Here is a 23,420-nt window from a genome sequence, read left to right on the forward strand (position 1 = left end):
CCCCGGCCTCCAACACAACGGAAGCGTAGAAGTGCTGTAGCGCGTGCAGCACCTTGCGCCTCCGCCTCGGCGTTGAAGTTGCTGACACCGGTCTGCCTTCGCTCGCGGAAGTTCGCTCCCGTCGTGAGCATCTGGACGTTGGGGCGCGGTCGCACGAACACGCCTCGCCCCTGCTCGCTGACAAGGAGGCCGTCAGCAACGCGAGCGCCTTGCGAACAGCCACTCACGTCGCGCCGCCGCCTACCTGCGACGTGTCGACGGCCGGTTGATCCGCATCGGCCGCGAGGCCCGGCGCTGCCACCCCGACATGCTGGCCGCCCGACGCCGCAAGCGCGCCCGCATCCGCAGCCAGAAGGGCATCCGCTGGGGAGGACGCCCCCTCGCCGAGGCGGCCTGAGACAACCTGTGAAGATCGCGGCGCCGTAGGAGGCCTGCTGTCCCGGCGATATCGGGTGGTCCGCAGAGGCCACCCGCCGCTACCGTCCGGCGCATGACTGCTGCTCCTGAGCCCGCGGTAGAGCCGCCGGACAACTTGACCGACCCCCGCGCGCTGGTGCTCGCCTACCTCGACTACTACCGTGCCGCGCTGCTGCGCAAGCTCGACGGCATGTCCGAGGAGGACCTGCGCAGCAGCAGGCTCCCGTCCGGCTGGGCCCCGCTCGCCCTGCTCAAGCACCTCGCGTTCGCGGAACGGCGATGGTTCCGCTGGGGGTTCGCCGCCGAACAAGTGGATCCCATCTGGGGCGATGAAGACCCTGACACAGGAAAATGGCAGGTCGGAGCCGAGGAATCGACAGAAGAGATCCGAGCCCTCTTCCTGGACGAGTGCGCACGATCCCGCAGGATCGTGGCGGGCGCCGAACTGCAGCAACCCGCACGCAGCGGTGGCGGCTTCAACCCTCCTGACCACCACCCGGCCCTGATCTGGATCCTGTTCCACATGCTGCAGGAGTACACCCGCCACGTCGGCCAGCTCGACGTGGTCCGCGAACTCGCCGACGGTGTCACCGGCGAGTAGCGCAGCACCGGCCGGAACAGACCACGTTCTCCACCTGGATGGGTCCGCACCGTCACGAGCGCCCACTCCCCGACCCGGTGAACGTTCCCGGGCAGAGCAACTCGGGCGCGTATCGGGTCGTGATCAGTGAGCATCGCAGCTTGCGGGGCGGGTGCCCGTCTGGGGTACGGGACCCGGCGATCTGCGGCTGCGCCGCGCGAGTGACCGGAAGCGATGCCGCAGGCAGCCAGCGGCGGGGCCCGAGGGCCCCGGCTGCGTGCCCGCCGGGATGGTGTGTCAGAGCATGGCGAGCCGGTCCACCAGCAGCTCCACCCTCGGCTCGGTGTCCTCCGGCGGCAGTCGTCCCGTTCGGGTCAGGGTGGCCAGCCCGTGCAGGGCCGCCCAGAACACCTCGGTGAACAGTCCCGGGTGGACGCCGTCCCCGGCGACCTCGCCGAGGCTTTCCAGCAGGGCGGCGAACGCGTCCTTCAGAGGTTGTGGGGTGTCCTCGTTCGCGAAGGCCAGGCCGCCGTCGAGCTCGAACATGGCGTCGTAGACCGCCGGGTTGCGTGCGGCGAATTCGAGGTAGGTGCGGGCGAGGGCGGTGACCCGGGTGCGAGGTCCGTCCGCGGCGGAGGTCGCGGCCCGCAGCGCCGCGGCCATCTCGGCAGCGCCTTCGAGGGCGACGGCGCCGATGATCTCGCGCTTGCCGCGGAAGTGGCTGTAGAGGACGGGCTGGCTGTATTCGATGCGCTCGGCGAGCCGGCGGGTGGTGACCGCGTCCCAGCCCTGCTGCTCGGCGAGTTCGCGGGCTGTCGCCACGATGAGGCGCTCGCGCTCCACCCGTTCACGCTGCTTGCGTTCCTGTACCGACATGGTTCGATCCTAGCACCGCTAGACAAGTGAGCGGCAGCAGTACTAGCGTTGCCTCATCAGCTAGCAACACTAGATACCAGGAGGGGTCACCATGCTCAACGCACTCGAGGTGTTCACCACCGTTTGCGTCGGCGTGATGGTGGGGGTGGAGTTCTCCGTCGCCTTCGTCATCAACCCGATCCTCGACGCACTCCCCGGCGACAACGGCCAACTCGGCCGCGCCCACGGGGGCCGGATGCTCGGCGCCGTGATGCCGGTCTGGTACATCACCTCGCTCATCCTCGTCGCGGTCTGGGCCATCGCCGGATGGCACCACCACGGCACCGGCCTCGTCGTCACCGCAGGCGCGCTGCTGATCCTCAGCGTGATCATGTCGATCCTGCTGCTCGTCCCGATCAACAACCGGGGCAAGACGTGGACCCCTGACAACCGGCCCGCCGACTGGAAGCAGCAGATGAACCGCTGGGACCGCCTCCACTACGTCCGCGTCGCCGTCATCATCGCCGCCTTCGCCCTGCTGGTCGCCGCCCTCGTCTGACCCCGCGGGCCGACACCGCGCACGCGGCACACAATCCCACTCCCCGGGCGGCAGCGGGCCACCGAATCCCCGACATCCGGGAATGCAGCTGCCGCCCAGAGCCCGCAACTGAGATCCCGGCCGACTACGCCCCTCGATGATCTGCGCGGCTCCCGGCTCTGGTTCGGGTGAGGTCTTTGATCCAGATCATCGAGGCACGCAGCCGAAGCCCGGCGAGGTAGCTTTCCGGTGTCTTGTCGTAGCGGGTCGCGATGCCCCGCTATGCCTTGAGCTGTGGATCAGGCGCTCGACGGTGTTCCTCTCCTTGTAAGACTCGGCGTCGTGGTCGACAGGGCGCCCCCCCTTTGCGGCCCTTCGTCTTCCGGTTGGCGGCCTGGTCCCGTTTCTCCGGGATGACGGCCTTGATGCCGCGCCTGCGCAGGTGGGCGCGGTTGCCGCAGGACGAGTACGTCTTGTCCCCGGCGACCGCGTCCGGCCTGGTGACAGCCCTTGGTGACGGACCTACTCAGCGAACGCCCACCCGCTCCACTGCTCGATATGAATGGCCACGACGGGTCCTTCGGGGGGCCGTTCACGGTACTGCTCGTACTTGCCCTGTAGAAGCTCAAGAGGCCGAAGACGGTCCTGCTCGTCCTCCCAGATCTCCGCACACCCATCGGCTCTGACCCACCAGAGGGTCGACCAGTCCGCAGCGTAGTGATCTACGAGCACGGACACCCTGGGGTTCTCGCGAATGTTCCGTAGGCGGCGCAGGTTCCACGTGGTCTTGGGTTTGTGATCGATTGCAAAGTACAGAACGTCACCACTTACCACGAAGGTCACCGGAACTGCATGCGGTAGGCCGGTGGCATCGGCAGTCGCCAGGCGCGCGACAGGCGACGCAACGAACCGAGAGCGAGCATCCGCAGAAGCGAGCTTCATGACACCACCGTATCGACGGCCCGGAACAGATCTGTACGAATGATCAGACGCCGAGCCAAGTTCGCCGGTCCCGCACCACTGCATGCACGGATTCGATCTCTGACGAACGGAGAACCCGGCCACTCTGCTCGAACGAAGCGACTTCCCGCTCTTTGATCACTTGCACGTCAGCAGATGACAACGCCATCGTGATCGCGCCGGGTGACACGAGGATCAGCACTGGTCTCAGCTCCACAGCGAAACGACAGGCCGCGGACAGAACTCCGGACGCCCGGCGAGCCTCGTGTCTGCTGTTGCGCAGATACGTCCGGCCTGGACCACCGTTCACCTTCACGGCTCCGTCTCCCACCCAGATGCACGCGCCGGCAAAGTTCTTTGTGTGGAGACAGAAGACGCCCCCGCGGCCGATTCCGAGGTGGTCGATGCCGGTGCCACCATACGGACGCACGTCAAGGGCAGTCCGATTCCTGACATCAGCGCCTGACACCGACCGGCACGAACGGTGCTGGTCAACGCCGAACCTCAGCAGCCCCGTCCGGGGTCGTTTCAAGAGCGGCCGAGAGCCATCACCCGGTCAGCAGTCGACCGGAGGCGAACGCAGGTGAACGAGCCGGGACACCCGCCTGTCCAACATCAACAGACTTGGAAGGCGTGCACGCCAGCACGGGTGCTGCACTACGTCGCGCCGTAGTCGTGCGGGTGGCCACCCTGCCATTCCACCCATCGTGGATCGTCCAGAACGTCACCGGCGTCCGGCAGGCCGGCGCGGCGCAGGAACTCGACCACGTCCTCGTCACTGCGGGCGAGCCCCGCGATCCGAGCGCGGATCGTCACCCGACGGCCACCCTTTCCGGCCGCCCGATGCACGATGATCGGGGCGTCGCTCATGTCTCCAGGTTCTTGCAGTCCGCGACTCGAAGCACTCCGAGCTCTCTGTCGGGCTGACAGTACGGGCAAGCCGTGATTCCGTCTTCCGTGATGTGCGCGCGGGGCCTGCTCGCGGGTCATCGACTGGGTCTTCATTCCGCTCATGCCACGGGCGCCGGTGCGGACGACACGAGCCTGCTCGCTCCCGGCGACAGCAGCCGACGAGCCTCGTTCCTTGATCGTCCTCAGCGCCAACTGTGCTGGCCCCAATCTCCTCGCGGGGCCGGTCCCTTGACACCGCGGCGCCTTGTGGCCTCGGTCCTAGTCGGCGTTATGGACTATGAGGTAGTGGTGGCCGGAGGCGGCCCGGTCGGACTGATGCCGGCCTGCGAGCTCCGGCTCGGAGGCGCGCGGGTGACCTCCCTGGAGCGCCTCACCGAAGTGGACCCGATGGTCAAGGGCGGGACGATCATCACGCCCAGCGCCGAGGTGCTCTACCGCCGAGGCCTGCTGCCCGCGCCGGCCGAGGTGCAGCGGCAGGCGATGGACCGGTTCCAGGCATTCCAGGCCGACCACGTCGGCGGGTCCTCGGGGTCGCCGGTCTCCCCGGCGGCTTCTGCTGCGGCCTTCAGCAGGCGGGCGGCCAGTTCCGTAAAAGCCAGTAGGCCCGGGCCACTTGCCGGGCGGCTGGTGCCGCGTACCAGCGGGTGCAGCCGCGCGACCGGCAGCGCGTCCAGCCCGGCCGCGGAGTGCCAAGTCAACTTGACATTTCCTCCCGTCGCCGGTCATCGCCGGCTGTGGCGGTGATGGCGTTGTCGATGAGGACAGCGGCGATGGCGGCGGCGGTGGGGAAGGCGTCGGCGTTGAGGACCCGGGTGCGGGCCGCGGCGCCGTCGATGAGCAGCGCGAGCTGCTCGCCGAGCTGTTCAGGGTCGGCGGCGCCGGCTTCGCGGGCGGTGTCGGCGAGCCGCGCGGCGACGGCTTTCTTGTAGTCGCGTGCGTACTGGGATGCGGGGTGCTGGGGGTCGTGGAGTTCGACGGCGGCGGCGATGTAGGGGCACAGCGGGGTGGTGGTGGGGACGTCGAAGGCGGCGAGGAGCCGTTCGCGGGGCGTGAGGTCGGTGCGGTCGAACACGCCGGACAGAACGGAGGGGTCGAACCGGCGCAGGTACTCGGCGACGAGTTCGTCCTTGCCGGTGAAGTGCTGGTAGGCCGTGCGCTTGGACACCTCGGCCGCCGCGCAAAGCTGGTCCATGCCGGTGCGGTTGATGCCCTGCTCACGGAACAGGTGCCGGGACGCTCCGAGGATGCGCTCGCGGGCGCCCCGGCCGCGGCGGCGGCCCGTGGGGCCTTTCCCCAACTCCGTCATGAGTCCATGGTACCCCAGCTTGGTAACGACCGGTGTACATAGTTTGCGTCCCAGCCGTCCGCCCCGTATCGTAAGCACACAGGGCGGTATACATAACACCATCGCCCCAGGTACACACGGCACCACCGACCCAAGGGAGCGACTACAGGAAAGCTTGACGGCAACGTAGCGGTCATCACCGGCGCCACCACCGGCATGGCGCCGGTCGCACGAAGCTGTTCGTCGACGAGGGAGCGCACGTCTTCATCACCGGCGTCCAGGGCGACGCTGCCGACCTGGACCGCCTGTACGACACCGTCGAGCGGGAGAAGGGAAGCCTCGACGTGCAGTGGGCCAGCGCAGGCGGGGGCAAGCCCGCCCCGCTCGGCGAAATCACCGAGGCCCACTTCGACGCCGCGTTCTACCTCAACGCCCGCGGCACCCTGTTCACCGTCCAGAAGGCCCTCCCGCTCCTCAACGACGGCGGCTCCATCCTCATGACCGGCTCCAACGCCTCCCTCGGCGCCTTCCCCGGCTGGAGCGTCCACTCCGGCAGCAAGGCCGTCCAGCAGGCATGGGCCCGCGTCTGGCTCAACGAGCTCAAGAACCGCCGCATCCGCGTCAACGTCCTGACCCCCGGCCAGGTCGCCAACGCCAAGCAGGAAGAACTCTTCGACGAGGCCACCAAGCGCCAGTTCGAGTCCCTCATCCCCCGCGGCCAGATGGGCCGCCCCGACGAAATCGCCACCGCCGCCCTCTTCCTCGCCTCCGACGACTCCAGCTACGTCAACGGCATGGAACTCGTCGCCGACGGCGGCACCACCGCCATCCAAACCGAACAACCACAACCAGGGCAGGACACCTCATGAGCAACATCAGCATCATCGGCACCGGAAACATGGCCCGCACCATCGGAGCGCGGGCGATAGCGGGCGGCAACACCGTCGAGGTCGTGGGCCGCGATCAGTCCAAGGCCGCTGACCTGGCCAAGGCTCTCGGCGGCGGCGCCACGACGGGAGAATGGGGCACCGCCCCGGCCGGGGACATCGTCATCATGGCCCTGCTGTACGACGGTGTCGTGCCGGTCGTCGCCCAGTACGGAGAGGCTCTCGCGGGCAAGGTCATCGTCGACATCAGCAATCCCTTCAACTCCACGTTCGACGGGCTGGCCCACCGCGAGGAGACCTCGATCGCGCAGGAAGTCGCCAAGGCGGCCCCGGCCGGCGCCAGCGTGGTGAAGGCGTTCAACACCATCTTCCGCCATGTCCTGGAGAAGGGTCGGCCCGACGTCTTCATCGCTGGCGACAATGCGCAGGCCAAGGCAAGCGTGGAAGCGTTCATCGAGAGCCTCGGGCTGCGCCCGCTGGACGTCGGCGGCCTGAAAATGGCGCACTGGCTGGAAGGAGCGGGCGTAATCACGGTGGGCCTCGCCAACCGCGGGGTGGGGAACTTGGACTTCGCCCTCAGCATCACCGAACTTCCCGTCTGAGCAAACGGTTGACGGATCACCGAAAGGAATCGTCAATGAAGCTTGGTTTCGCACTTCCCATAATTGGGCCCGCTATCAGCAGCGCAGCTGGCCTGAGCGCTTTCTGCCGCGGGATCGAGGATCTTGGCTACGACACGCTGTGGGTTGGCGATCGCCTGGTCCAGCCGGTCGATATGCACAGCATCTATCCGGGCAAGGAGCAGCCGTACCCGCCGCAGATGAAGCGTTACCTCGACCCGGTGCTGCTGTGGACCGTCGCCGCGACGGCGACCAGCCGGGTGCGGCTGAATGCCAGCACGCTCAGCACCTTCTACTACGAGCCGCCGCACCTGGCCCGGATGCTGACCACGCTCGACGTGCTCAGCGACGGCCGTCTCGAGGTCGGCGTGGGACTCGGGTGGGTGAAGGACGAGCACGACATCTCCCGCAGCGCGGACTGGCGCCGGCGCGGGCGGATGCTCGATGACCTGCTGGCGTTCCTGCACAGGTGGTGGACGGCCAACCCGGTGTCCTGGGACAGCGAGTTCTTCTCGATGCCGCCGGTCCACGCCGACCTGCGCCCGGTGCAAGCGGGCGGGCCGCCCATCTGGATCGGCGGCGCCAGCGAGGCCGCGATGCGCCGGGTCGGCCGCAGCGCCACCGGCTGGCTCGGGGTCGATTTTCTGCCGGACGAGGTCGCCGACCAATTGTGGTCGCTCGCGCGCCAGGCGGCGCAGGAGGTGGGCCGCGATCCCGACGCGCTGAAGAAGGCCATACGTATCAACCTCGAACCGGGCACGTCCGTTGATTCGCTGGCCGACAAGCTCAAGCGCATCGCCGAGTCCGGTGCGGACGAGGCGTTCGTGGACGCCTTCGCACTGTTCCGCGGCCTTGACCAGATGCTTGACTTCGCCGGCCAGATGATCGCGCGCACCGGTCGGTTGTGACCACCCAAGAGCCGGACAACCAAGGACGTCCTCGCCTGCTTGTTCGCCGAGAACGTGGTGCTGAACAGCCGCTCGGCGATGAGTCGCTCATCGGTCGCGAGTCTGTAGTGGAAGCCGAACAGACTGGCCACAGACTGGCGGACCTCACCTACAAGGAGATCCTCAGCGGCGAGACCCACCACGCCGCACCCTTCCGGCTGCAGATCGAAGACACCGTGGTCAACGGGATGGACTACGCCCGCTCGACGCGGACGGCAAGATCGCCGAGGTGACCACATGGTGGCGCCCACTGCCGTCCGCCGTCGAGATGCAGGGGCACCTTGCGCAAGTCCTCGGGCTGCAGCCCTGGGAACTGCGCACGAACGGGGAGTGAGGACGATTCGCCGGATCCTGGCCGCTCAGGCGTTCGGCACCCTGCCTGTGATTGCCTGCACGTAGACACTGTGCTGCTCTGGCGCGGTGCGGGTCTTCCTTGCTGGGGATCGGAGTTCCATGGCGAGAAGGGACGGGTGAGCAATAGAGGGTGCGGTGACGCCGGGCTGATCCGTCGCGGAACCTCACGGGGTGCGCCCACGTCTGATCGCCGCACCGGCTGAGTACGATCACCTACGCCGGTCTGAGTACGCGAGCGGTTGTCCGCCGCGCGCGGCGGCCGGAAGGGTGGACACATGCGCCGACTGCTGCTGCTCGCCCCGCTGTTGCTGTTCACCGCCGGCTGCGGGGTGGTGCAGTCCTCCGAGGACGAGGCGACGGACGCCGCACGGGAGGTCGCCAGGAAGGCGGGCGAGCGGCTCTACAGCCAGCGTCCGCGCACGGCGGAGGAGGTCGGGCGCTCCGCCTCCGGCATCGACGGGGTGGAGGTACTGCGGATGACGGGTACCTCGACCCACGACGGGGACGGCATCGACGTGGTCGTCCGCACGTCCGGCTCGGCGTTAAACGGATGGCTCGACCCTGAGGAGGTCGCCGTGCGGCGCTGTTTCGCGGTGCGGGTGTCGCCCAAGTCGGAGTGGCGTGAGGATCCCCGTGACGTGGACTGTCCCGATGGCCCGCCGCTCGCCTTCGCCCCGCCACCCGAACCGCCCCGGCTGCCGTACGAGGAGCTCCGCGCGACACTTCCCCGGGTGCCGGAGGGCGGCCGGGTGGACGAGGCCGAGGTGCGCCGTAGGCTCGCCGCCCTGGATCTGCATCCGGCGATCCGTACCGAGGTGAAGGCGGACGGCGGCCGGGTCGGCGTTCTCCTGTCGGTAAAGGGCAACGGCTTCGACCCGCGGGACTGTCTTCTTGCCCGCGTGGGCCCCGGCGCCACCGAGGTGTGGGTGCCGCCCCGGATCCAGCGGATGCCCGGAGAGGGCGGCTGCACGGTCGGCAACGCCCTGGACCCGAAACCGTCACCGCACTGAACGGGGTGCCTGGCTCCCTCGGGCCACAGGCCCGCGTGCCCCGTCAGGATCGGCAGTCGGGGTGACGCGGCACGACCGCCGCGAAGCCCGCCGGGTCGGACCAGGCGATCCGTACCGGCTGTGGGACAGCACCGCCACGCGGCGCTCGGCGGCGATCTCGAAGGCCGGAGCGTACGCGGGCGAATCCAACTCGGCCTCGTGCACGTCGGGATGCAGCTTCACACCGATCATCCCGGGCACGTCCAGCAGATCCCTCAGCCGTTCCCCCGCCTGCCGATCGTGCGGCTGGTACACGGCATGGCCCGGCAGCCGTCCTGGATGCCGCGCGAGCTCCTCCACGAGCAGCGCGTGCCCGCATGACGGTGGCGTCCGACGAGTGCCACAGGCCCTTGTCGAGCGGGGCGGACGGGGCCGTGCAAGGCCGCACGACGACCTTCGGAGTCACCCATCGGCCGAGCCTCGGGCCGGCACACCCCGATCAATCGCGGGTCAGCCCCTTACGGTCTCGTGACGTGCCGGCTCGGAGGCGGACGACTCGGCTCCGGGCGGCTTAACGTGGGCTCATGCGTGTACTGGTCACCGGCGGCGCCGGGTTCATCGGTTCGGAGATCGTGCGAACCCTCGTGTCGGCCGGGCACGAGGCGGTGGTGTTCGACGCTCTGCTCCCCTCCGTGCACGGCGGCCACGCGGCCCCGCCCGGCGGCGACGGCCTTGACGGCGGGCTGATCGTGGCGGACGTACGGGACCGCGCGGCTGTGGACCGTGCGCTGCTGGGCATCGACGCGGTGTGCCACCAGGCGGCGATGGTCGGCCTGGGGAAGGACTTCGCCGACGCCCCGGAGTATGTGGGATGCAACGACCTGGGAACAGCCGTGCTGCTGGCTGCGATGGCCGCGGCGGGGGTCCGGAATCTGGTGCTCGCCGGATCGATGGTGGTCTACGGGGAGGGCCGCTACTCCTGTCCCCGTCATGGCGGGGTCCGGCCGGGGCCACGGGCGGAGGCCGACCTGACAGCGGGCCGGTTCGAACCGCACTGTCCGGACTGCGGTGCCGCGTTGGAGTCCGGGCTGGTCACGGAAGACGCTCCCGCCGACCCACGCAATGTGTACGCGGCGACCAAGCTCGCCCAGGAACACCTCGCCGCGGCCTGGGCGCGCGCGACGGGCGGACATGCGATGTCGCTGCGCTATCACAACGTGTACGGACCGGGGATGCCGCGCGACACCCCGTACGCCGGTGTCGCCTCCTTCTTCCGTTCGGCCCTGGCCCGGGAGGAGTCGCCCCGCGTCTTCGAGGACGGCGGCCAGCGGAGGGACTTCATCCATGTGCGGGACGTGGCCGCCGCGAACGCGGTGGCGCTGGAGGCGGTCGCGCAGCGCGGGCCCGGCAGCTTCGCCGCGTACAACACCGGCAGCGGACAGCCGCACACCATCGGCCAGATGGCCGCAGCCCTCGCCTCGGCCCACGGGGGCCCGGCGCCGTTGATCACCGGTGAGTACCGGCTCGGAGACGTACGCCATGTCACAGCGGACTCGCGACGGCTGCGGGACGAACTGGGCTGGAAGCCGGAAGTGGGTTTCGCCGAGGGAATGGCGCAATTCGCGGCGGCGCCGCTGCGGGAGGCGGCCGCGGGTCCGGTCTCCTAGGCGGCCGCGGGTCCGGTCTCCTGAGGCTCACGCCGGCGGCAGGGTCACCTCGAAGCAGCAGCCGCCGGTGACGTTGCGGACCTCCGCCCGGCCGGAGTGTGCCTCGACGATCCCTCGCACGATAGCGAGTCCGAGTCCCGCGCCGGCCGGCGGCGTACGGGCATGGGTGCCGCGCCAGCCGGTGTCGAAGACCCGGGGCAGGTCCTCCTCCGGGATGCCGCCGCAGCCGTCGGTCACCGAGAGGACCACCCCGCCGCCCGCGCGGTGCGCGGCCACGGCGACGGTGCCGTCGGCGGGGGTACGGCGGATCGCGTTGATCAGGAGGTTGCCCAGGACCCGGCTCATCTCCTTGCCGTCGACCTCGACGGGTACCGCCTCGATCCGGTCGCCGACCAGCCGCACGCCGTGCTCGCGGGCCAGCGGGTCCGCACCGGCGAGCGCGTCGCCCACCAGGTCGTAGACGGAGATCCGGGTGGGGCTAAGGGTGAGCGAGCCGGCGTGGATGCGCGAGAGCTCGAAGAGGTCGCCGACCATGTCGTTCATCCGCTCCACCTCGGTGCGTATCTGCCGCAGATAGCGCCGCGAATCGACGGCCATTCCGTCCTCCAGAGCCTCGGACATGGCGCGCAGACCGGCGAGCGGGGTGCGCAGGTCGTGCGAGATCCAGGCGACGAGCTCACGCCGCGAGGTCTCCAGGGCGCGCTCCCGCTCGCGTGAACTGTCGAGCTTGGCGCTGGTGGAGGCCAGTTCGCGGGTGAGGGCGGCGAGTTCGGCGGTGGCCGGAGCCTCGGGGGCCGCGAAGGTGCCGCCGTCGCCGAAGGAGCGGGCGGCCAGGGTCAGATCGCGGCTCCTCGCTGCCACCCAGCGGCCGAGCAGCATCGCGGTGACGAGGGAGACGACGGCTGCCATGGCGACGACCGTCGTGACCACCGTCAGGTCGTGCGGGGACAGGAACATCGCCCAGGCGACGGCCAGTGTCCCGGCGAGCATCGCGGTGACGGCCACGGCGGCCACGACGCTCAGCGAGACGACGAGCGAACGATGCCGGGACAGCCGCAGTACGAGTGCGCCGATCAGTCCGGCCGCGGCGGCGCCCAGGAAGGCGAAGAGCGCGATGAGGAGGATGTCGGTCATGACGGCGTTCCGGAGCCGGAAACGATGGGGGCGGTGGTGTCAGCGGCCGGGCCGGGGGGAAGGTCCAGGCGGTAGCCGACGCCCCAGACCGTACGGATCAGCTCCGGGCGGGCCGGATCGGCCTCGATCTTCCCGCGCAGACGGCGGACGTGGACGGTCACTGTCGACAGGTCCCCGAAGTCCCAGCCCCAGACCTCGCGCATCAGCTCCTCCCGGGTGAACACCCGGCCCGGGTGGCGCAGGAGAAACGCGAGCAGGTCGAACTCCCGCAGGGTGAGGGCCAGTGCACGGCCCTCCCGTGTCGCGTGTCTGGCCGCGGGGTCGAGGACGAGACCCGCGCCCTCGAGCAGTGCCGAGCGGCCGACGGGTGTTGCCGCCGCCATGGCGCGGCGCAGCACGGCGTCGACGCGCAGGACGAGTTCGCGGGGGCTGAAGGGCTTGGTCACATAGTCGTCCGCACCCGTCTCCAGACCGAGGATGCGGTCGTCCTCGTCGCCGCGCGCGGTCAGCATGATGACCGGCACCGGTCCGTGTGCCCGCATGCGGCGGCAGACCTCGAATCCGTCCATCCCGGGCAGCATCAGATCCAGGACGGCCAGGTCCGGGCGACGGACGGCGCATTGCTCGAGCGCGGCCGGGCCGTTCGCCGCTCGAGCCACGTCGTATCCGGCACCGGTCAGGTATCCGGTGACCACCTCCGCGACGGTGGGGTCGTCGTCCACGACGAGTACGTGGCCGCGGGCGGGGGCGCCGGGGCTCGTACCGGGTGCCGGCAACGGCTTCTCCTCCGCCGGAGCCTCCCCGGACCGGGGAACTCCCGCTCCCGGGTGGCCGCGTCCGGGTTGCGGACGGGCCGGCTGCCCGGGGCGGCGGGCCGGAGGCACTCCGCCTGCGAGGACGGGCGGCGGTGTGTCCGGAGTCGTCTGCATGTCATCACCTTGGCACCCGCAGCGGTGAACCGGGGGCGCCCCTGTGCCGCCGCCTGACGACGTCCATATTTCGTAAGAATCCGGAACCCGAATTGCCGGTTTTCGCTCCGTAGGGTGATCCGGGTGATCCTTCCTTCCGATACTTCCGGCCCCCGCGCCGACATCGTCCTGCCCTGTCTGGACGAGGCCGCCGCACTGCCCGGGGTGCTGGCCTCCGTCCCTCGTGGCTGGCGGGCGATTGTCGTGGACAACGGCTCCACCGACGGCTCGGCGGATCTGGCCCGGTCGCTCGGCGCGACCGTGGTGCATGAACCGCGGCGCGGCTTCGGCGCGGCCTGTCAGGCCGGGCTTCTCGCCTCCGAGGCGGAGTTCGTCTGCTTCTGCGACTGCGACGGCTCGCTGGATCCCGGGCTGCTGACCGGCTTCGTCCGCCGGGTCGCCGACGGTGAGAGCGACCTGCTGCTCGGCCGCCGCCGTCCCGAGGAGCGCGGCGCCTGGCCGCTGCACGCGCGGGTGGGCAATGCGGTACTGGCCCGCATGTTGCGGCGTCGCACGGGGCTGCGGCTGCACGACCTCGGGCCGATGCGGGCCGCGCGCCGGGCCGATCTGCTGGCGCTCGATCTCACCGACCGGCGCAGCGGGTACCCGCTGCAGATGGTGGTGCGCGCGGCCGACGCGGGATTGCGGGTCACCGAGACGGATGTCCCGTACCTTGCGCGGACGGGAAAGTCGAAGGTCACCGGAACATGGCTGGGCACCTGGCACGCGGTGCGCGACATGCGCGCCGTGCTGGGTGAGCCACCGGTCCGGGCCGGGGCCTCTCGATGAGCTCACCTGAGCCCGGCGCTACCCGCCCGGCCCCGGCCGGGGCGACGACCCTGCTGGTCATCGCCAAGGAGCCTCTGCCCGGCCGGGTCAAGACCCGGCTCACTCCGCCCTTCTCCCCCGGCGAGGCCGCGCGACTCGCCGAGGCTGCGCTCGGCGACACCCTGCGCTGCATCAGCGCGCTGCCCGCCGTGCGGCGCGCGGTCGTCCTGGACGGGGCGCCCGGACCATGGCTGCCGCCCGGCATCGAGGTGGTGGCACAGAGCGCAGGAGGTCTCGACGAACGGCTCGCCTCCGCGTTCGGCGCCTGCACGGGGCCGACGCTCCTGATCGGCATGGACACCCCCCAGGTCACTGCGGCCGATCTGGCTCCCGTGCTCTCCCCCGGCGCCTGGGACGGCTGCGACGCCTGGTTCGGCCCTGCCGAGGACGGCGGGTTCTGGGCGCTGGGCCTGGCCGAACCCGACCCCGAACTCCTGCGCGGTGTACCGATGTCCGTGCCCGAGACCGGTGCCGTGCAGCGGCACCGGCTGGTCGATGCCGGACTGACCGTTCGCGATCTTCCCCGGCTGCGGGACGTGGATACGGCGGCCGACGCCGTGGCCGTCGCCGTCCTCGCACCGCACGGGCGGTTCGCAGCCGAGCTCGCGCGGCTGACCGGGGCGGCATTCCGATGAGCCGCACAGGTCCGGACCGCGGTGTGATGAGCCCGCCGCACCCGGACGTCACCTCATGGAGCACCGACCCGTACGCCAACGCCCTGCGCAACGGACACGGGCCACTCTTCCTTCGCCGTACGGACGGCTGGCTGCTGCCCCTGGACGTCGAACGCTGGTGCGCCGGCGCGGACGCCGCGGATCTGTCGGCGCTGCGCCGCTGCGAGGGCCCCGTCCTGGACATCGGGTGCGGGCCCGGGCGGCTGGTCGCCGCACTGGCGGCCCGCGGCCACCGGGCACTCGGCATCGACGTCAGCGAGGCCGCGGTCGACCGCACCGTGCGGCTCGGAGGTTCTGCCCTGCACCGGTCCGTCTTCGAAACGCTGCCGGGCGAGGGGCGTTGGGGCACCGTTCTGCTCGTCGACGGCAATATCGGCATCGGGGGCGATCCGCGTCACCTCCTGTGCCGCACGGCGGACCTGCTCGCCCCCGGCGGACTCCTCATCGCCGAGACCACGCCGCAGGACATCGACGAACGGGTCCGGGTGCATCTGGACGACGGACGCCCCTCCGGCTCCGGACCGGCCGCCTCATTCCCGTGGGCCCGGCTCGGCACACCTGCGCTTCTGAGATACGCCCGCCCCCACGGGCTGCATTCCGTCGATCAGTGGGACGCGGACGGCCGCGCCTTCGTCTCCCTGCGACGCAGCCGGACCGTCCTGACCACCAGCCGGAGCCCCGACACCAAGAACAGTGCGGCCGTGACCAGCAGCCAGTTCCCCAGGAACACATCGGGGGACAACCCGCTTGCCGGCTCGTAGCGCTCCGGCCGGGTGATCAGCGGGAACCACACGAGCAGCAGCAGTCCGGAGAGGAAAGCCGGCACCCGGACGTAGTTCACCGAGCCGGAACGCGGGCGCAGAGACCGGCGCAGCAGCAGGTCCGCCGACGCGTAGAGCGGAACCAGCACCAGGTCGTGCACGAGGGCCGCGCCGACGAACCACACGATGACGCCGAGCGTGTCCCCCGCCAGCAGCCGCACACCCGCATATCCGGCCAGGGCGAAGGAAGCGGCCATCAGGACGAGGTGCAGGGGGCCCTCCCCGTACCAACGCTTCAGGAGGCTGCGGGGGTCCACTCCGTTCACAGTTCTCCAAAGGTCAGCCGGGCCACCCATTTGGTGTTGAGTACCCCGGGAGCGGCCGGGACGATGATCCGCGCCGGGTATCCGTGATCGGGTGACAAGGTCTCGCCGTTGACCTGCATCGCCAGCAGCGAACGCGGGTCGCGCACCTGGTTGTCGCGGAGCGCCGCCCGGCGGAACGGCCCGCTGCGCTGAACCGATTCCACCAGCACCCCCGGTGGCTGGTCCGGGTATCCGGCGAGCGCCGCCAGATCCCGCAGTCGTACGCCGCGCCACCACTGGTCCGAGGTGGACCAGCCCTCCACACACGCGATCGGAAGTGCCGCGCTGTGCTGGTCCATGGCCAGCAGCTGCTCCCGGGTGAACCGGAGGTCCCCGGCCGGCCCGCTGACGGTAAGCCACCAGCCCTCCCCCGTATCGGTCGTGGTCACACCGACCGCGGCGGCCGTCTTGTTGATCTGGAAGCCGTTGGGTCCGGAGCCCGGCTCGGCGGCGCCGCGCGGGGTGAGCACCGCGAGACGCCTCAACGGTCCGTCGAAGCTCCGCCCGGCCGACGTGACCAGCAGGACCAGTGAGCCTGCGCCCACCATGGCCAGCGCGCCGCGCCGGGACAGCGTCGGCGCGGCGGGAGCGGGAGACTCCAGCCGGTCTCCCTGAACCGTCCCGCTCAGTCCGCCCGACCGCAGTACCCGAACGGCCTGCGGCACCCGCAGCACCGCATGGGCGAGGAACGCGGCGAAGAACACCCACGCCCCGTAGAAGTGCAGCGGGTAGAAGGAACCCGGAAACAGATACTCCAGCTGGATGTTGAGCAGCCCGGTGAGGAACTCGAACAGCGCCCCGCCCACCAGCAGCAGCAGGGAGATCCGCTCCAGTGCGTGCCCGAGGGAGCGGGCCGGCGGCAGCGCGAAGAGTCTGGGAACCACCGACCAGAGCTTCGCCAGCAGGACCGGGACGAGCACGATCCCCCCGGTGACGTGGAGCCCCTGCGTCAGCCGGTACAGCCAATGCGGACCGGTCGGCCAGGCGAAGAGGTAGAAACCCAGCAGCCCCTTGTCCGGCGTCGTGTCGTTGACCGGGTTCAGACCGGGATTGTAGGCGGCGTACGACAACAGGCCCGTCACGAAGAGCAGCGTGATCCCGACGAGCAGGACGAGGCCGAGCACCGCGGTGAACCGGACCCCCCGCACGGGACTGCGCCAGAACCCGGGCGCGGAGGGGAGCCGTTCGAGGATCGCCGCGGCAGGGCCGGAGGAGAGCCGGGAAAGGGAAGCGGGAGGTGTCGGACTGTTCCGACGGCGGTCGCCCATGTCCCGACGCTATGCCCGGGGCACCGGGGCGGGGCGGGTGCGACTCCTGACGAATCGATGACGTCACCCCTCGGAACGTACGGGCCCGGCCCCCGGGCCGTCCTGCGCACGAGCCCGTCGAAGCGGTCCGTCATCTGACGGTTCGGTGACGCGCCCGGCCGGCAGCCGCCACCGCCGCCCCGCCGTGCGTACGGTGCCTGCGTGAAAACCGAGGACCGCACCGACCACATCACCGAGCCGATGGCTGCACAGCGCTCCGGGCACCGCCGCGACCTGGCGGCCGCCGGCGCGGGCGTCGTACTGGTCACCGCCGCGGCGCTCGTCGGCCGGGCCGTCGAGAACGCCGACCACACCCTCTACGTCCGCTGGCCACCGCTGCTGGCGACCTGGTACCCGCACGCCGGCCCCGGCACAGCGGCCGCACCCGCCGTCGCCGCAGCCGTCGTCGCCTACGGCCCCGTCCTCGCCGACCGGCTGCGCTGGCGAACACTGCTCCTCAGCTGCTACGCCGCGTCGCTCGCCTGGGTCTTCTCACTCGCGCTGATCGACGGGTGGGGCCGCGGCATCGCCGGTCGTCTCACCACCAAGCACGAGTACCTGGGAGTCATCGGCCGCTTCGACGACATCGGCGCCGCTCTGCACAGCTTCAACGACCACATCCTGGTCGGACCGCCGGGCAACTGGCCCGCCCATGTCGCCGGGCACCCGCCGGGCGCCACCCTCACCTTCGTCCTGCTGGACCGCATCGGGCTCGGCGGCGGCGCCTGGGCCGGGGTCTGGTGCATCGTGACCGGTACCTCCGCGGCGGTGGCCGCCCTGATCTGCATCCGTGCCCTGGCGGACGAGCACACCGCCCGCCGCGCCGCACCGTTCATCGTCCTCGCACCGGTCGCTGTCTGGGCCGGCACCTCGGCCGACGGCTACTTCACCGCCGTGGCCGCCTGGTCCATCACCCTGCTGGCCCTGGCCGCGACCCGCACGGTCCATGGCCCCGAAGCCGCCGCGCTGGGTGCAGGTCTGCTGTACGGCCTGGTCTGCTACCTCAGTTACGGTCTGACGCTGATCGCCGTCCTGCTCCTCGCCGTCCTCGCCCTCACCCGCACCGCCCGGCCGCTCGCCCCTTGCGCACTGGGGGCTCTGGTGGTGCCGGTCGCCTTCACACTCGCGGGCTTCAACTGGTGGGATGCCTACCACCTGCTCGTCGAGCGCTACTACCAGGGGGCGGGGGGCTTCCGGCCGTACTCCTACTGGGTCTGGGCCAACCTCGCCTGCACCGCCATCGCCGTCGGACCGGCGACGCTCGCGGGCCTGCGCCGGACCGCGGCGGGTGCCCCCGGAGCCGTACGCACCCTGCGAACCGGGAAGCCGGGTTCGCCGCAGAGCCTGATCCTGTTCGTGTCGGCGGCGTTCCTCGCGTTGCTGGCAGCCGACCTGTCCGGGATGAGCAAGGCGGAGACGGAACGGATCTGGCAGCCCTTCCTCCTCTGGCTGCTCCCCGCCACCGCTCTCCTGCCCGCACCGCGCCGACGTAGCTGGCTGGCCGCACAGGCAGTCGTGGCCCTGGTGGTCAACCATCTGCTCTGGACCGGATGGTAGCTGCGGAGCCCGACCGCAGGCGGCACGTCAGCGCGCTGCTTGTCGCGGCGGGGTGGCGGCGGATCGGCACATTCCTGACGGGCAGTGCCACCACGTCACGCCCCCCTCCTGCGGCGTGGAACATGCCAGGCTCTGAACGGATGCAGAGGTCTCGAACCGGCTGCGACCGGATGCCCCTACCGGCTCCGGTCGCCCCCGCAACAGAGCGCATGGTGTGCCGGACCGCCGGCCGGGCGCGGTTCACCGGACCACGTCGGACACTCCACCCGGGCCCAAGAGGGCTTGTTATTTGGGCAGTTGTGACCGAGTTGGGCTTCTCCTGCACTGTTGGGTGCGCACAACTTTCGATGATGTACCCGTCCGTAGCTGCGTACTACGGCATAGGATCATGGCGCGCCACTGGGGCCCCACTTGCCCCGTCTGCCCCGTCCGCCCCATCGACAAGGGTGCGGACGATGTGCCGACGCCCCCGCCAACCCCCCACAACCCGTTAACAGGTATCTGCGTGTCACCGATACTCAGCACCGGTTCCGACGATGGAGCCGCGCAGTGAAAATCAATCGTCGCCTCGTCCTCCTCGTCACCGCGCCTCTCACCGTGGCCGTCACCTTCTCGGTTCTCGCCCTCGCACCTGCCACCAACCAGGCGCTCCAGGCCAACCGGCTGACCGCGATGGTCGATGCCGCGACCAGCGCAGGAGAGTTGACCCACCAGTTACAGCGCGAGCGGGCGGCAGCCACCGCGCTGGTCTCCAAACAGGGAGATGCGGACGCGTTCCGATTACGTTCCGACTCGACCGATGCGAGCATCGCCGGATTCCGCGGCCGGATCGAGCACCTGTCCGAGGTGCCCAGCAGTGCACAGGGCGCCCTGGACCGTATCGAGCGCTTCATCGACGAGATGCCCGCCCTACGAGCCCAGGTGCGCTCGGGCAGCAGCACCATCTCCGCGCTCGCCTTCGGCTACCGCATCGTGATCGCCGACCTCAACAGCTACCGCGTCGGCATCGCGCAGGCAGACGGAGTCGACGCCGACATCGCGGACCGGATCCGCGCCGCCGCCGCCCTGTCCGAGGCAGCCGAGTACACGGCCCAGCAGCAGGTCACGGTGATGAGGGCGCAGGCCGCGGGCGGCTTCACGACCGCCTCGCAGCGGATGTTCGACGCCGGCCGACTGGGCTACACGGAGTCGATCGGCGTCCTGTTCGACCTCGGTCCCGGCCAATGGCGGACCTGGCTGGAGCGCACCCTCTCCGGCGCGAAGGCGCTGGAGGCCCGACGACTCGAGGACGAGATCGGGCGTACGGGAACGAGCAAGGACATCGCTGTCACCCCGAAGGAGTGGCAGAAGGCTTCCGACGACCGTCAGACGCTTCTGCGTTCGGTGGAAAAAAGGATCGACGAGTCCGTCTTCGTGATGGTCTCCGACGCACGGACCACGCTCATGTGGATAGCCGGGGCCGAGGTCGCCCTGGTGGTGCTGACCCTGGTCGGAGCCGTCGTCGTCGCCATCCGCCTGGGTCGCGTCATGATCCGGCGGCTGCGCGATCTGCGCAACGCCGCGCACGAGGTCGCCCACACCGGGCTACCCGCCGTGATGAGTGAACTGTCCCAGCCCGGTGCGCTGAGCGGCGCGACGCCCGAACAGGTGGCCCGGCGGACAGGCAACCCGGTCCGGACCACGGGCGAGGACGAGATCGGCGAGGTCGGTGAGGCGTTCAACGCCGTCCACCACGAGGCCGTCCGTCTCGCAGCTCAACAGGCGCACATTCACGAGCAGTTCGCCGAGACACTGGTCGGTGTCGCCCGCAGGGGCGCGCAGTTGACTGCTGTCATGGTGTCCGAACTGGACACGGTGCAGCGTGACGAGGCCGACCCCGTACGAATGCAGACCCTGTTCGCCCTCGACCACCTCGCCGTCCGCATGGAGCGCAACACCAACAACCTTCTGGTGCTGGGTGGTTACGGGCACGCCCGGGTGCGCACGGCCGACGTCGGCTGCTCCACCGTCATCGTCGCCGCGGCGCAGCAGATCGAGCGCTTCGACCGCGTGTCTCTCGGTGTCGTCGAATCGGGTATCGGCGTCACCGCCCGCGCCGTGCACGACGTGGCGCACATCCTGGCGGAACTCCTCGACAACGCGACCCGGTTCTCGCCTCCCGACAAGCAGGTCGGAGTCGCCGTATGGCGGCTGTGGGACCGGGCCGTCGTGCAGATCGTCGACGAGGGAGTGGGCATCCCCGCGGAACGCCGCGCCGTCCACAACGCCGCGCTGCTCGAACCGCAGGCCGGCATCGGAGACGTACGGTCCATGGGTCTGCGCGTGGTGGCACGGCTCGCCGCACGCCACGGCATCGTTGTCGAACTGCGCGACTCGTCCGGCCCCGGCACCATCGCCGAGGTCACCCTGCCCGCAAAGGTGCTCGCCGTGGCCCCGGAAGAGGCCGCACCGCCGCCCCAGGGCATGCTCGGCGAGGAGCGTGGCAACGACAGCCGTGGCAACGGTGTGCGCTACGAGGCGCCGCGTCCGATCACACCGACGGGACAGCCCGGTCGCAGGCGGCCGACCGGAGTGGGCGGGTGGCGCGACCGCAGCGGCGCCCCCGTCGGTGCGGGTGCCGGCGCCGGCACGCACAGCGCTCCCGTCGGCGGCGACTACGCGCCGGGCCGGCCCGGCGGGACACCGGGCGCGAACCAGGGTGGCGGCAACGCCACGCCGCCCGGAGACCACGGATCCCACGGTGGCGGATCCGGCGCCGATCCGCGTGAGCGGGAGCGCGCGACCACGCCCGCCCCGCATCCCGTCCACGACGAGCCGGTTTCGCGCATCGCCGGAGTCAGCTCCTCGGGGCTGCCCCTGCGGCAGCGCAACACGCCCCAGCAGTGGCCCACCTTGGGCAGACGGGACGGCACCGAGCAGCGTTCCGGCGCCGCCGCGCCGAGGCCGTCGCCCCGCCGCCGGGACTCCCGGCACGTCTCCGACGTCCTGGCGGCCTACGCCCAGGGGATCAACAGGAGCACGAACCACCGTGGGCGCTCCGCCACCGACGACGACACCGAACGGACCAAGAAATGACCTCTCCCACCGACCTGAGCTGGATCCTGAGCGGTTTCGCCGGACGCATCCCGGAAGTCACCCAGGCGATAGCCGTGTCCGTGGACGGACTCGCGCTGGCTTACACCGGTGTGGAGCGTGACGATGCCGAGCGGCTGGCCGCCATCGCCTCCGGCGTCGTCAATCTGCTGTCCGCGGCTGCCCAGTTGACGAACACCGACCCCGTCGAGCACAGCCTCACCGCGATGGAGGGCGGCTACATGTTCTCGATGGCCGTCTCCAGCGGCGCCTCGCTGCTGGTGACCACCACCAGGGACGCGGACATCGGTGAGGTCAGTTACATGATGTCCGAACTGATCAACCAGGTCGGTGACTCGCTGTCTCCCCAGGTCCGCGACGCGAGCATCCCGCCGTCGCGCTGATCACCGGGCCTGCCGTTCCCGTACGACCGCAAACCCGCACCACCCGCACGACCCTTACGACCGGCGCTACCCCGCAAGCCGAGCCCGCTCACAGCAGTGCCGCCCGTCCTGCCCGATACTCCCGATGAGAGCCCTCATGTTCTTCGACATATCCATTCCCCCCCGCCGCGGACTCCGGCCGGTCGGCGCTGCCGTCCTCGCCCTCGGTCTGGCAGCCGTCACCGGATGCAGCAGCGAGAGCGGCTCCGACGACGACACGGTGAAGGTCGGCCTGGTGGCCTCCCTGTCCGGCACCTACGAGCCGGTCGGCACCGAGCTGCGGGCCGGCTTCGAGCTGTACCTGAACACCCACGGCAACAAGCTGGGCGGACGCAAGGTCGAGCTCATCGTGGCGGACGAGGGCGACGGTCCGCCGACCGCCGTTCCCGCGGCCACCAAACTGGTCAAGAAGGACAAGGTCGACGTGCTGACGGGCCTCGTCAGCGGCGGCTCGGTCAACGCGGTGCTGCCCCTGGTCAACCAGGCCAAGATCCCCTTCCTGGGGTCGAACGGCCGGCCGCCCGTCAAGAACCTCGAGTACGTGTGGACGACGAGCTTCCTGTCCGACGAGCCGGGGAAGGCCATCGCCCCGTACGTCAAGGAGAAGGTCGACGGACCGGTCTACGCGATCGGCCCCGACTACCAGGGCGGCTACGACGAACTGCGCGGTTTCACCGATGAGTTCAAGCGGGTCAAGGGGAAGCTCGCCAACCCCGGCGGCAAGACCACCTGGACGCCGTTCCCGAAGACCACCAACTTCATGCCGTACTTCGCCAAGATCGCCAAGACGGACGCCAAGGCGGTGTACTGCTTCTACGCCGGCAAGGCCGCGATCGACTTCGCCAAGCAGTACGCCCAGTCCGACATCGCCGATCTGCCGCTGTACACGGCCTTCGTCACCGAGGGCAGTGTGCTCCAGGCGCAGGGCCCCGCGGCGAAGGACATCTACTCGGTCCTGAACTACGCGGCCGACCTCGACAACGAGGCCAACCGTAAGTTCGCCGCCGACTGGACGGCCGAGCACGACACGCAGCCCACCACGTACGCGATGGCGTCGTACGACGCGGCGGCCGTGCTGGACAAGGCGATCGCCGATGCGGTGAAGGGCGGTGACGTGACGCCGAAGACCATCAACAAGGCCATTGCCGGCCTGGGCCAGATCGACAGCCCGCGCGGCGCCTGGGAGTTCGGCGACAAGGCGCACTCTCCGGTGCAGACCTGGTACCTGCGCCAGGTACGGCCGGACGGTGCTCAGCTGGCCAACGTCATGGTCCAGGACCTGGCGACGCTCGGCGGCTGA

The 23,420-nt window shown here is 70.2% G+C and carries 24 protein-coding genes and 5 pseudogenes; 17 read left to right on the forward strand and 12 right to left on the reverse strand.

What is annotated here, in order from left to right:
- Positions 1-298: 298 nt before the first annotated feature.
- Both ACFWBQ_RS08115 and ACFWBQ_RS08120 read left to right on the forward strand, forming a co-directional pair.
- A pseudogene (locus tag ACFWBQ_RS08115) lies at positions 299-397 on the forward strand (IS630 family transposase); the annotation flags it as partial.
- A 93-nt stretch (positions 398-490) separates the two neighbouring features.
- A complete protein-coding gene (locus tag ACFWBQ_RS08120; protein WP_385485355.1) occupies positions 491-1,018 on the forward strand; it encodes a DinB family protein in 528 nt (175 codons plus the stop codon).
- A gap of 276 nt (positions 1,019-1,294) precedes the next feature.
- Here ACFWBQ_RS08120 and ACFWBQ_RS08125 read toward each other — a convergent pair whose 3' ends face one another.
- Positions 1,295-1,873, reverse strand: coding sequence for a TetR/AcrR family transcriptional regulator (locus tag ACFWBQ_RS08125; protein ID WP_385485357.1), 579 nt, complete (start codon positions 1,871-1,873; stop codon positions 1,295-1,297).
- A gap of 91 nt (positions 1,874-1,964) precedes the next feature.
- Between ACFWBQ_RS08125 and ACFWBQ_RS08130 the strand changes: the two genes are divergently transcribed.
- The gene (locus tag ACFWBQ_RS08130; protein ID WP_385485359.1) at positions 1,965-2,411 is read left to right on the forward strand and encodes an anthrone oxygenase family protein; all 447 of its coding nucleotides are present in this window, start codon (positions 1,965-1,967) and stop codon (positions 2,409-2,411) included.
- A 124-nt stretch (positions 2,412-2,535) separates the two neighbouring features.
- Here ACFWBQ_RS08130 and ACFWBQ_RS08135 read toward each other — a convergent pair.
- The 5 genes and pseudogenes from ACFWBQ_RS08135 to ACFWBQ_RS08155 all read right to left on the reverse strand — a co-directional run.
- A pseudogene (locus ACFWBQ_RS08135) lies at positions 2,536-2,910 on the reverse strand (transposase); the annotation flags it as partial.
- 2 nt (positions 2,911-2,912) lie between these two features.
- Positions 2,913-3,332, reverse strand: coding sequence for a TIGR03668 family PPOX class F420-dependent oxidoreductase (locus ACFWBQ_RS08140; RefSeq protein WP_385485361.1), 420 nt, complete (start codon positions 3,330-3,332; stop codon positions 2,913-2,915).
- A gap of 43 nt (positions 3,333-3,375) precedes the next feature.
- On the reverse strand, positions 3,376-3,552 hold the full coding sequence (locus tag ACFWBQ_RS08145; RefSeq protein WP_385485762.1) for a hypothetical protein: 177 nt from the start codon (positions 3,550-3,552) through the stop codon (positions 3,376-3,378).
- Positions 3,553-3,819: pseudogene (locus ACFWBQ_RS08150) on the reverse strand (nuclease-related domain-containing protein); the annotation flags it as partial.
- Between the two features lie 188 nt (positions 3,820-4,007).
- The gene (locus ACFWBQ_RS08155; protein ID WP_385485363.1) at positions 4,008-4,220 is read right to left on the reverse strand and encodes a hypothetical protein; all 213 of its coding nucleotides are present in this window, start codon (positions 4,218-4,220) and stop codon (positions 4,008-4,010) included.
- A 357-nt stretch (positions 4,221-4,577) separates the two neighbouring features.
- On the opposite strand from ACFWBQ_RS08155, the pseudogene ACFWBQ_RS08160 reads away from it, so the two are divergent.
- A pseudogene (locus ACFWBQ_RS08160) lies at positions 4,578-4,658 on the forward strand (hypothetical protein); the annotation flags it as partial.
- Positions 4,659-4,693: 35 nt separating this feature from the next.
- Here ACFWBQ_RS08160 and ACFWBQ_RS08165 read toward each other — a convergent pair.
- A complete protein-coding gene (locus ACFWBQ_RS08165) occupies positions 4,694-4,960 on the reverse strand; it encodes a hypothetical protein (protein WP_385485764.1) in 267 nt (88 codons plus the stop codon).
- Positions 4,957-5,568 (reverse strand): TetR/AcrR family transcriptional regulator, encoded by a 612-nt coding sequence (locus ACFWBQ_RS08170; protein ID WP_385485365.1) that lies wholly within the window; start codon positions 5,566-5,568, stop codon positions 4,957-4,959. Before ACFWBQ_RS08170 ends, ACFWBQ_RS08165 begins: the two co-directional genes overlap by 4 nt.
- Before the next feature lie 174 nt (positions 5,569-5,742).
- On the opposite strand from ACFWBQ_RS08170, the pseudogene ACFWBQ_RS08175 reads away from it, so the two are divergent.
- From ACFWBQ_RS08175 to ACFWBQ_RS08195, 5 genes and pseudogenes are all read left to right on the forward strand, one after another.
- Positions 5,743-6,416 (forward strand): annotated as a pseudogene (locus ACFWBQ_RS08175) (SDR family NAD(P)-dependent oxidoreductase).
- Complete coding sequence (locus ACFWBQ_RS08180; protein ID WP_385485367.1) at positions 6,413-7,036, forward strand: NADPH-dependent F420 reductase; 624 nt, start codon at positions 6,413-6,415, stop codon at positions 7,034-7,036. Before ACFWBQ_RS08175 ends, ACFWBQ_RS08180 begins: the two are co-directional and overlap by 4 nt.
- Positions 7,037-7,071: 35 nt before the next feature.
- Positions 7,072-7,962 (forward strand): TIGR03619 family F420-dependent LLM class oxidoreductase, encoded by an 891-nt coding sequence (locus ACFWBQ_RS08185; protein ID WP_385485368.1) that lies wholly within the window; start codon positions 7,072-7,074, stop codon positions 7,960-7,962.
- Positions 7,959-8,234, forward strand: coding sequence for a hypothetical protein (locus tag ACFWBQ_RS08190; RefSeq protein WP_385485370.1), 276 nt, complete (start codon positions 7,959-7,961; stop codon positions 8,232-8,234). The genes ACFWBQ_RS08185 and ACFWBQ_RS08190 overlap by 4 nt, the downstream gene beginning before the upstream one ends.
- Positions 8,235-8,630: 396 nt before the next feature.
- Positions 8,631-9,365: a translation initiation factor IF-2 gene (locus ACFWBQ_RS08195; protein ID WP_385485372.1), complete on the forward strand. Its 735-nt coding sequence runs from the start codon at positions 8,631-8,633 to the stop codon at positions 9,363-9,365.
- Here the strand turns inward: ACFWBQ_RS08195 and ACFWBQ_RS08200 are convergent.
- A complete protein-coding gene (locus ACFWBQ_RS08200) occupies positions 9,354-9,704 on the reverse strand; it encodes an amidohydrolase family protein (RefSeq protein ID WP_385485374.1) in 351 nt (116 codons plus the stop codon). The genes ACFWBQ_RS08195 and ACFWBQ_RS08200 overlap by 12 nt on opposite strands.
- 224 nt (positions 9,705-9,928) lie before the next feature.
- On the opposite strand from ACFWBQ_RS08200, the gene ACFWBQ_RS08205 reads away from it, so the two are divergent.
- A complete protein-coding gene (locus tag ACFWBQ_RS08205) occupies positions 9,929-11,011 on the forward strand; it encodes an NAD-dependent epimerase/dehydratase family protein (protein ID WP_385485376.1) in 1,083 nt (360 codons plus the stop codon).
- Positions 11,012-11,038: 27 nt separating this feature from the next.
- Here ACFWBQ_RS08205 and ACFWBQ_RS08210 read toward each other — a convergent pair whose 3' ends face one another.
- Together ACFWBQ_RS08210 and ACFWBQ_RS08215 are read right to left on the reverse strand one after the other, a co-directional pair.
- On the reverse strand, positions 11,039-12,145 hold the full coding sequence (locus ACFWBQ_RS08210; protein WP_385485378.1) for a sensor histidine kinase: 1,107 nt from the start codon (positions 12,143-12,145) through the stop codon (positions 11,039-11,041).
- Positions 12,142-13,074: a response regulator transcription factor gene (locus ACFWBQ_RS08215; protein ID WP_385485379.1), complete on the reverse strand. Its 933-nt coding sequence runs from the start codon at positions 13,072-13,074 to the stop codon at positions 12,142-12,144. Before ACFWBQ_RS08215 ends, ACFWBQ_RS08210 begins: the two co-directional genes overlap by 4 nt.
- A gap of 123 nt (positions 13,075-13,197) precedes the next feature.
- On the opposite strand from ACFWBQ_RS08215, the gene ACFWBQ_RS08220 reads away from it, so the two are divergent.
- The 3 genes from ACFWBQ_RS08220 to ACFWBQ_RS08230 are packed head-to-tail and all read left to right on the forward strand — an operon-like array spanning position 13,198 to position 15,376.
- Entirely contained in the window at positions 13,198-13,902 is a 705-nt protein-coding gene (locus ACFWBQ_RS08220) for a glycosyltransferase family 2 protein (protein ID WP_385485381.1), read from the forward strand.
- Positions 13,899-14,576, forward strand: a complete 678-nt coding sequence (locus ACFWBQ_RS08225; RefSeq protein WP_385485383.1) for a DUF2064 domain-containing protein — start codon at positions 13,899-13,901, stop codon at positions 14,574-14,576. Before ACFWBQ_RS08220 ends, ACFWBQ_RS08225 begins: the two co-directional genes overlap by 4 nt.
- Positions 14,573-15,376, forward strand: coding sequence for a class I SAM-dependent methyltransferase (locus ACFWBQ_RS08230; RefSeq protein WP_385485385.1), 804 nt, complete (start codon positions 14,573-14,575; stop codon positions 15,374-15,376). Before ACFWBQ_RS08225 ends, ACFWBQ_RS08230 begins: the two co-directional genes overlap by 4 nt.
- A 322-nt stretch (positions 15,377-15,698) precedes the next feature.
- On the opposite strand, the gene ACFWBQ_RS08235 is transcribed toward ACFWBQ_RS08230, so the two are convergent.
- Positions 15,699-17,009 carry a molybdopterin-dependent oxidoreductase gene (locus tag ACFWBQ_RS08235; RefSeq protein ID WP_385485387.1) on the reverse strand — a complete coding sequence of 437 codons (1,311 nt, stop codon included), beginning with the start codon at positions 17,007-17,009 and terminating at the stop codon, positions 15,699-15,701.
- A 201-nt stretch (positions 17,010-17,210) separates the two neighbouring features.
- Between ACFWBQ_RS08235 and ACFWBQ_RS08240 the strand changes: the two genes are divergently transcribed.
- The 4 genes from ACFWBQ_RS08240 to ACFWBQ_RS08255 all read left to right on the forward strand — a co-directional run bounded on the left by ACFWBQ_RS08240 (position 17,211) and on the right by ACFWBQ_RS08255 (position 23,420).
- On the forward strand, positions 17,211-18,605 hold the full coding sequence (locus ACFWBQ_RS08240) for a hypothetical protein (protein WP_385485389.1): 1,395 nt from the start codon (positions 17,211-17,213) through the stop codon (positions 18,603-18,605).
- Positions 18,606-19,154: 549 nt separating this feature from the next.
- The gene (locus ACFWBQ_RS08245; RefSeq protein ID WP_385485391.1) at positions 19,155-21,680 is read left to right on the forward strand and encodes a nitrate- and nitrite sensing domain-containing protein; all 2,526 of its coding nucleotides are present in this window, start codon (positions 19,155-19,157) and stop codon (positions 21,678-21,680) included.
- A complete protein-coding gene (locus tag ACFWBQ_RS08250) occupies positions 21,677-22,081 on the forward strand; it encodes a roadblock/LC7 domain-containing protein (protein ID WP_385485393.1) in 405 nt (134 codons plus the stop codon). Before ACFWBQ_RS08245 ends, ACFWBQ_RS08250 begins: the two co-directional genes overlap by 4 nt.
- Positions 22,082-22,217: 136 nt before the next feature.
- The gene (locus ACFWBQ_RS08255) at positions 22,218-23,420 is read left to right on the forward strand and encodes an ABC transporter substrate-binding protein (RefSeq protein WP_385485395.1); all 1,203 of its coding nucleotides are present in this window, start codon (positions 22,218-22,220) and stop codon (positions 23,418-23,420) included.

This window comes from Streptomyces sp. NPDC060035 (assembly GCF_042736635.1).
Taxonomy (GTDB): Bacteria; Actinomycetota; Actinomycetes; order Streptomycetales; family Streptomycetaceae; genus Streptomyces.

Excerpts from the sequence above, each read along its gene's own strand:
- ACFWBQ_RS08120 (WP_385485355.1), top strand. The coding sequence starts at position 491 with ATGACTGCTGCTCCTGAGCCCGCGGTAGAGCCGCCGGACAACTTGACC.
- ACFWBQ_RS08125 (WP_385485357.1), bottom strand. The coding sequence starts at position 1,873 with ATGTCGGTACAGGAACGCAAGCAGCGTGAACGGGTGGAGCGCGAGCGC.
- ACFWBQ_RS08130 (WP_385485359.1), top strand. The coding sequence starts at position 1,965 with ATGCTCAACGCACTCGAGGTGTTCACCACCGTTTGCGTCGGCGTGATG.
- ACFWBQ_RS08140 (WP_385485361.1), bottom strand. The coding sequence starts at position 3,332 with ATGAAGCTCGCTTCTGCGGATGCTCGCTCTCGGTTCGTTGCGTCGCCT.
- ACFWBQ_RS08155 (WP_385485363.1), bottom strand. The coding sequence starts at position 4,220 with ATGAGCGACGCCCCGATCATCGTGCATCGGGCGGCCGGAAAGGGTGGC.
- ACFWBQ_RS08170 (WP_385485365.1), bottom strand. The coding sequence starts at position 5,568 with ATGACGGAGTTGGGGAAAGGCCCCACGGGCCGCCGCCGCGGCCGGGGC.
- ACFWBQ_RS08180 (WP_385485367.1), top strand. The coding sequence starts at position 6,413 with ATGAGCAACATCAGCATCATCGGCACCGGAAACATGGCCCGCACCATC.
- ACFWBQ_RS08185 (WP_385485368.1), top strand. The coding sequence starts at position 7,072 with ATGAAGCTTGGTTTCGCACTTCCCATAATTGGGCCCGCTATCAGCAGC.
- ACFWBQ_RS08195 (WP_385485372.1), top strand. The coding sequence starts at position 8,631 with ATGCGCCGACTGCTGCTGCTCGCCCCGCTGTTGCTGTTCACCGCCGGC.
- ACFWBQ_RS08205 (WP_385485376.1), top strand. The coding sequence starts at position 9,929 with ATGCGTGTACTGGTCACCGGCGGCGCCGGGTTCATCGGTTCGGAGATC.
- ACFWBQ_RS08210 (WP_385485378.1), bottom strand. The coding sequence starts at position 12,145 with ATGACCGACATCCTCCTCATCGCGCTCTTCGCCTTCCTGGGCGCCGCC.
- ACFWBQ_RS08215 (WP_385485379.1), bottom strand. The coding sequence starts at position 13,074 with ATGCAGACGACTCCGGACACACCGCCGCCCGTCCTCGCAGGCGGAGTG.
- ACFWBQ_RS08225 (WP_385485383.1), top strand. The coding sequence starts at position 13,899 with ATGAGCTCACCTGAGCCCGGCGCTACCCGCCCGGCCCCGGCCGGGGCG.
- ACFWBQ_RS08230 (WP_385485385.1), top strand. The coding sequence starts at position 14,573 with ATGAGCCGCACAGGTCCGGACCGCGGTGTGATGAGCCCGCCGCACCCG.
- ACFWBQ_RS08235 (WP_385485387.1), bottom strand. The coding sequence starts at position 17,009 with ATGGGCGACCGCCGTCGGAACAGTCCGACACCTCCCGCTTCCCTTTCC.
- ACFWBQ_RS08250 (WP_385485393.1), top strand. The coding sequence starts at position 21,677 with ATGACCTCTCCCACCGACCTGAGCTGGATCCTGAGCGGTTTCGCCGGA.
- ACFWBQ_RS08255 (WP_385485395.1), top strand. The coding sequence starts at position 22,218 with ATGTTCTTCGACATATCCATTCCCCCCCGCCGCGGACTCCGGCCGGTC.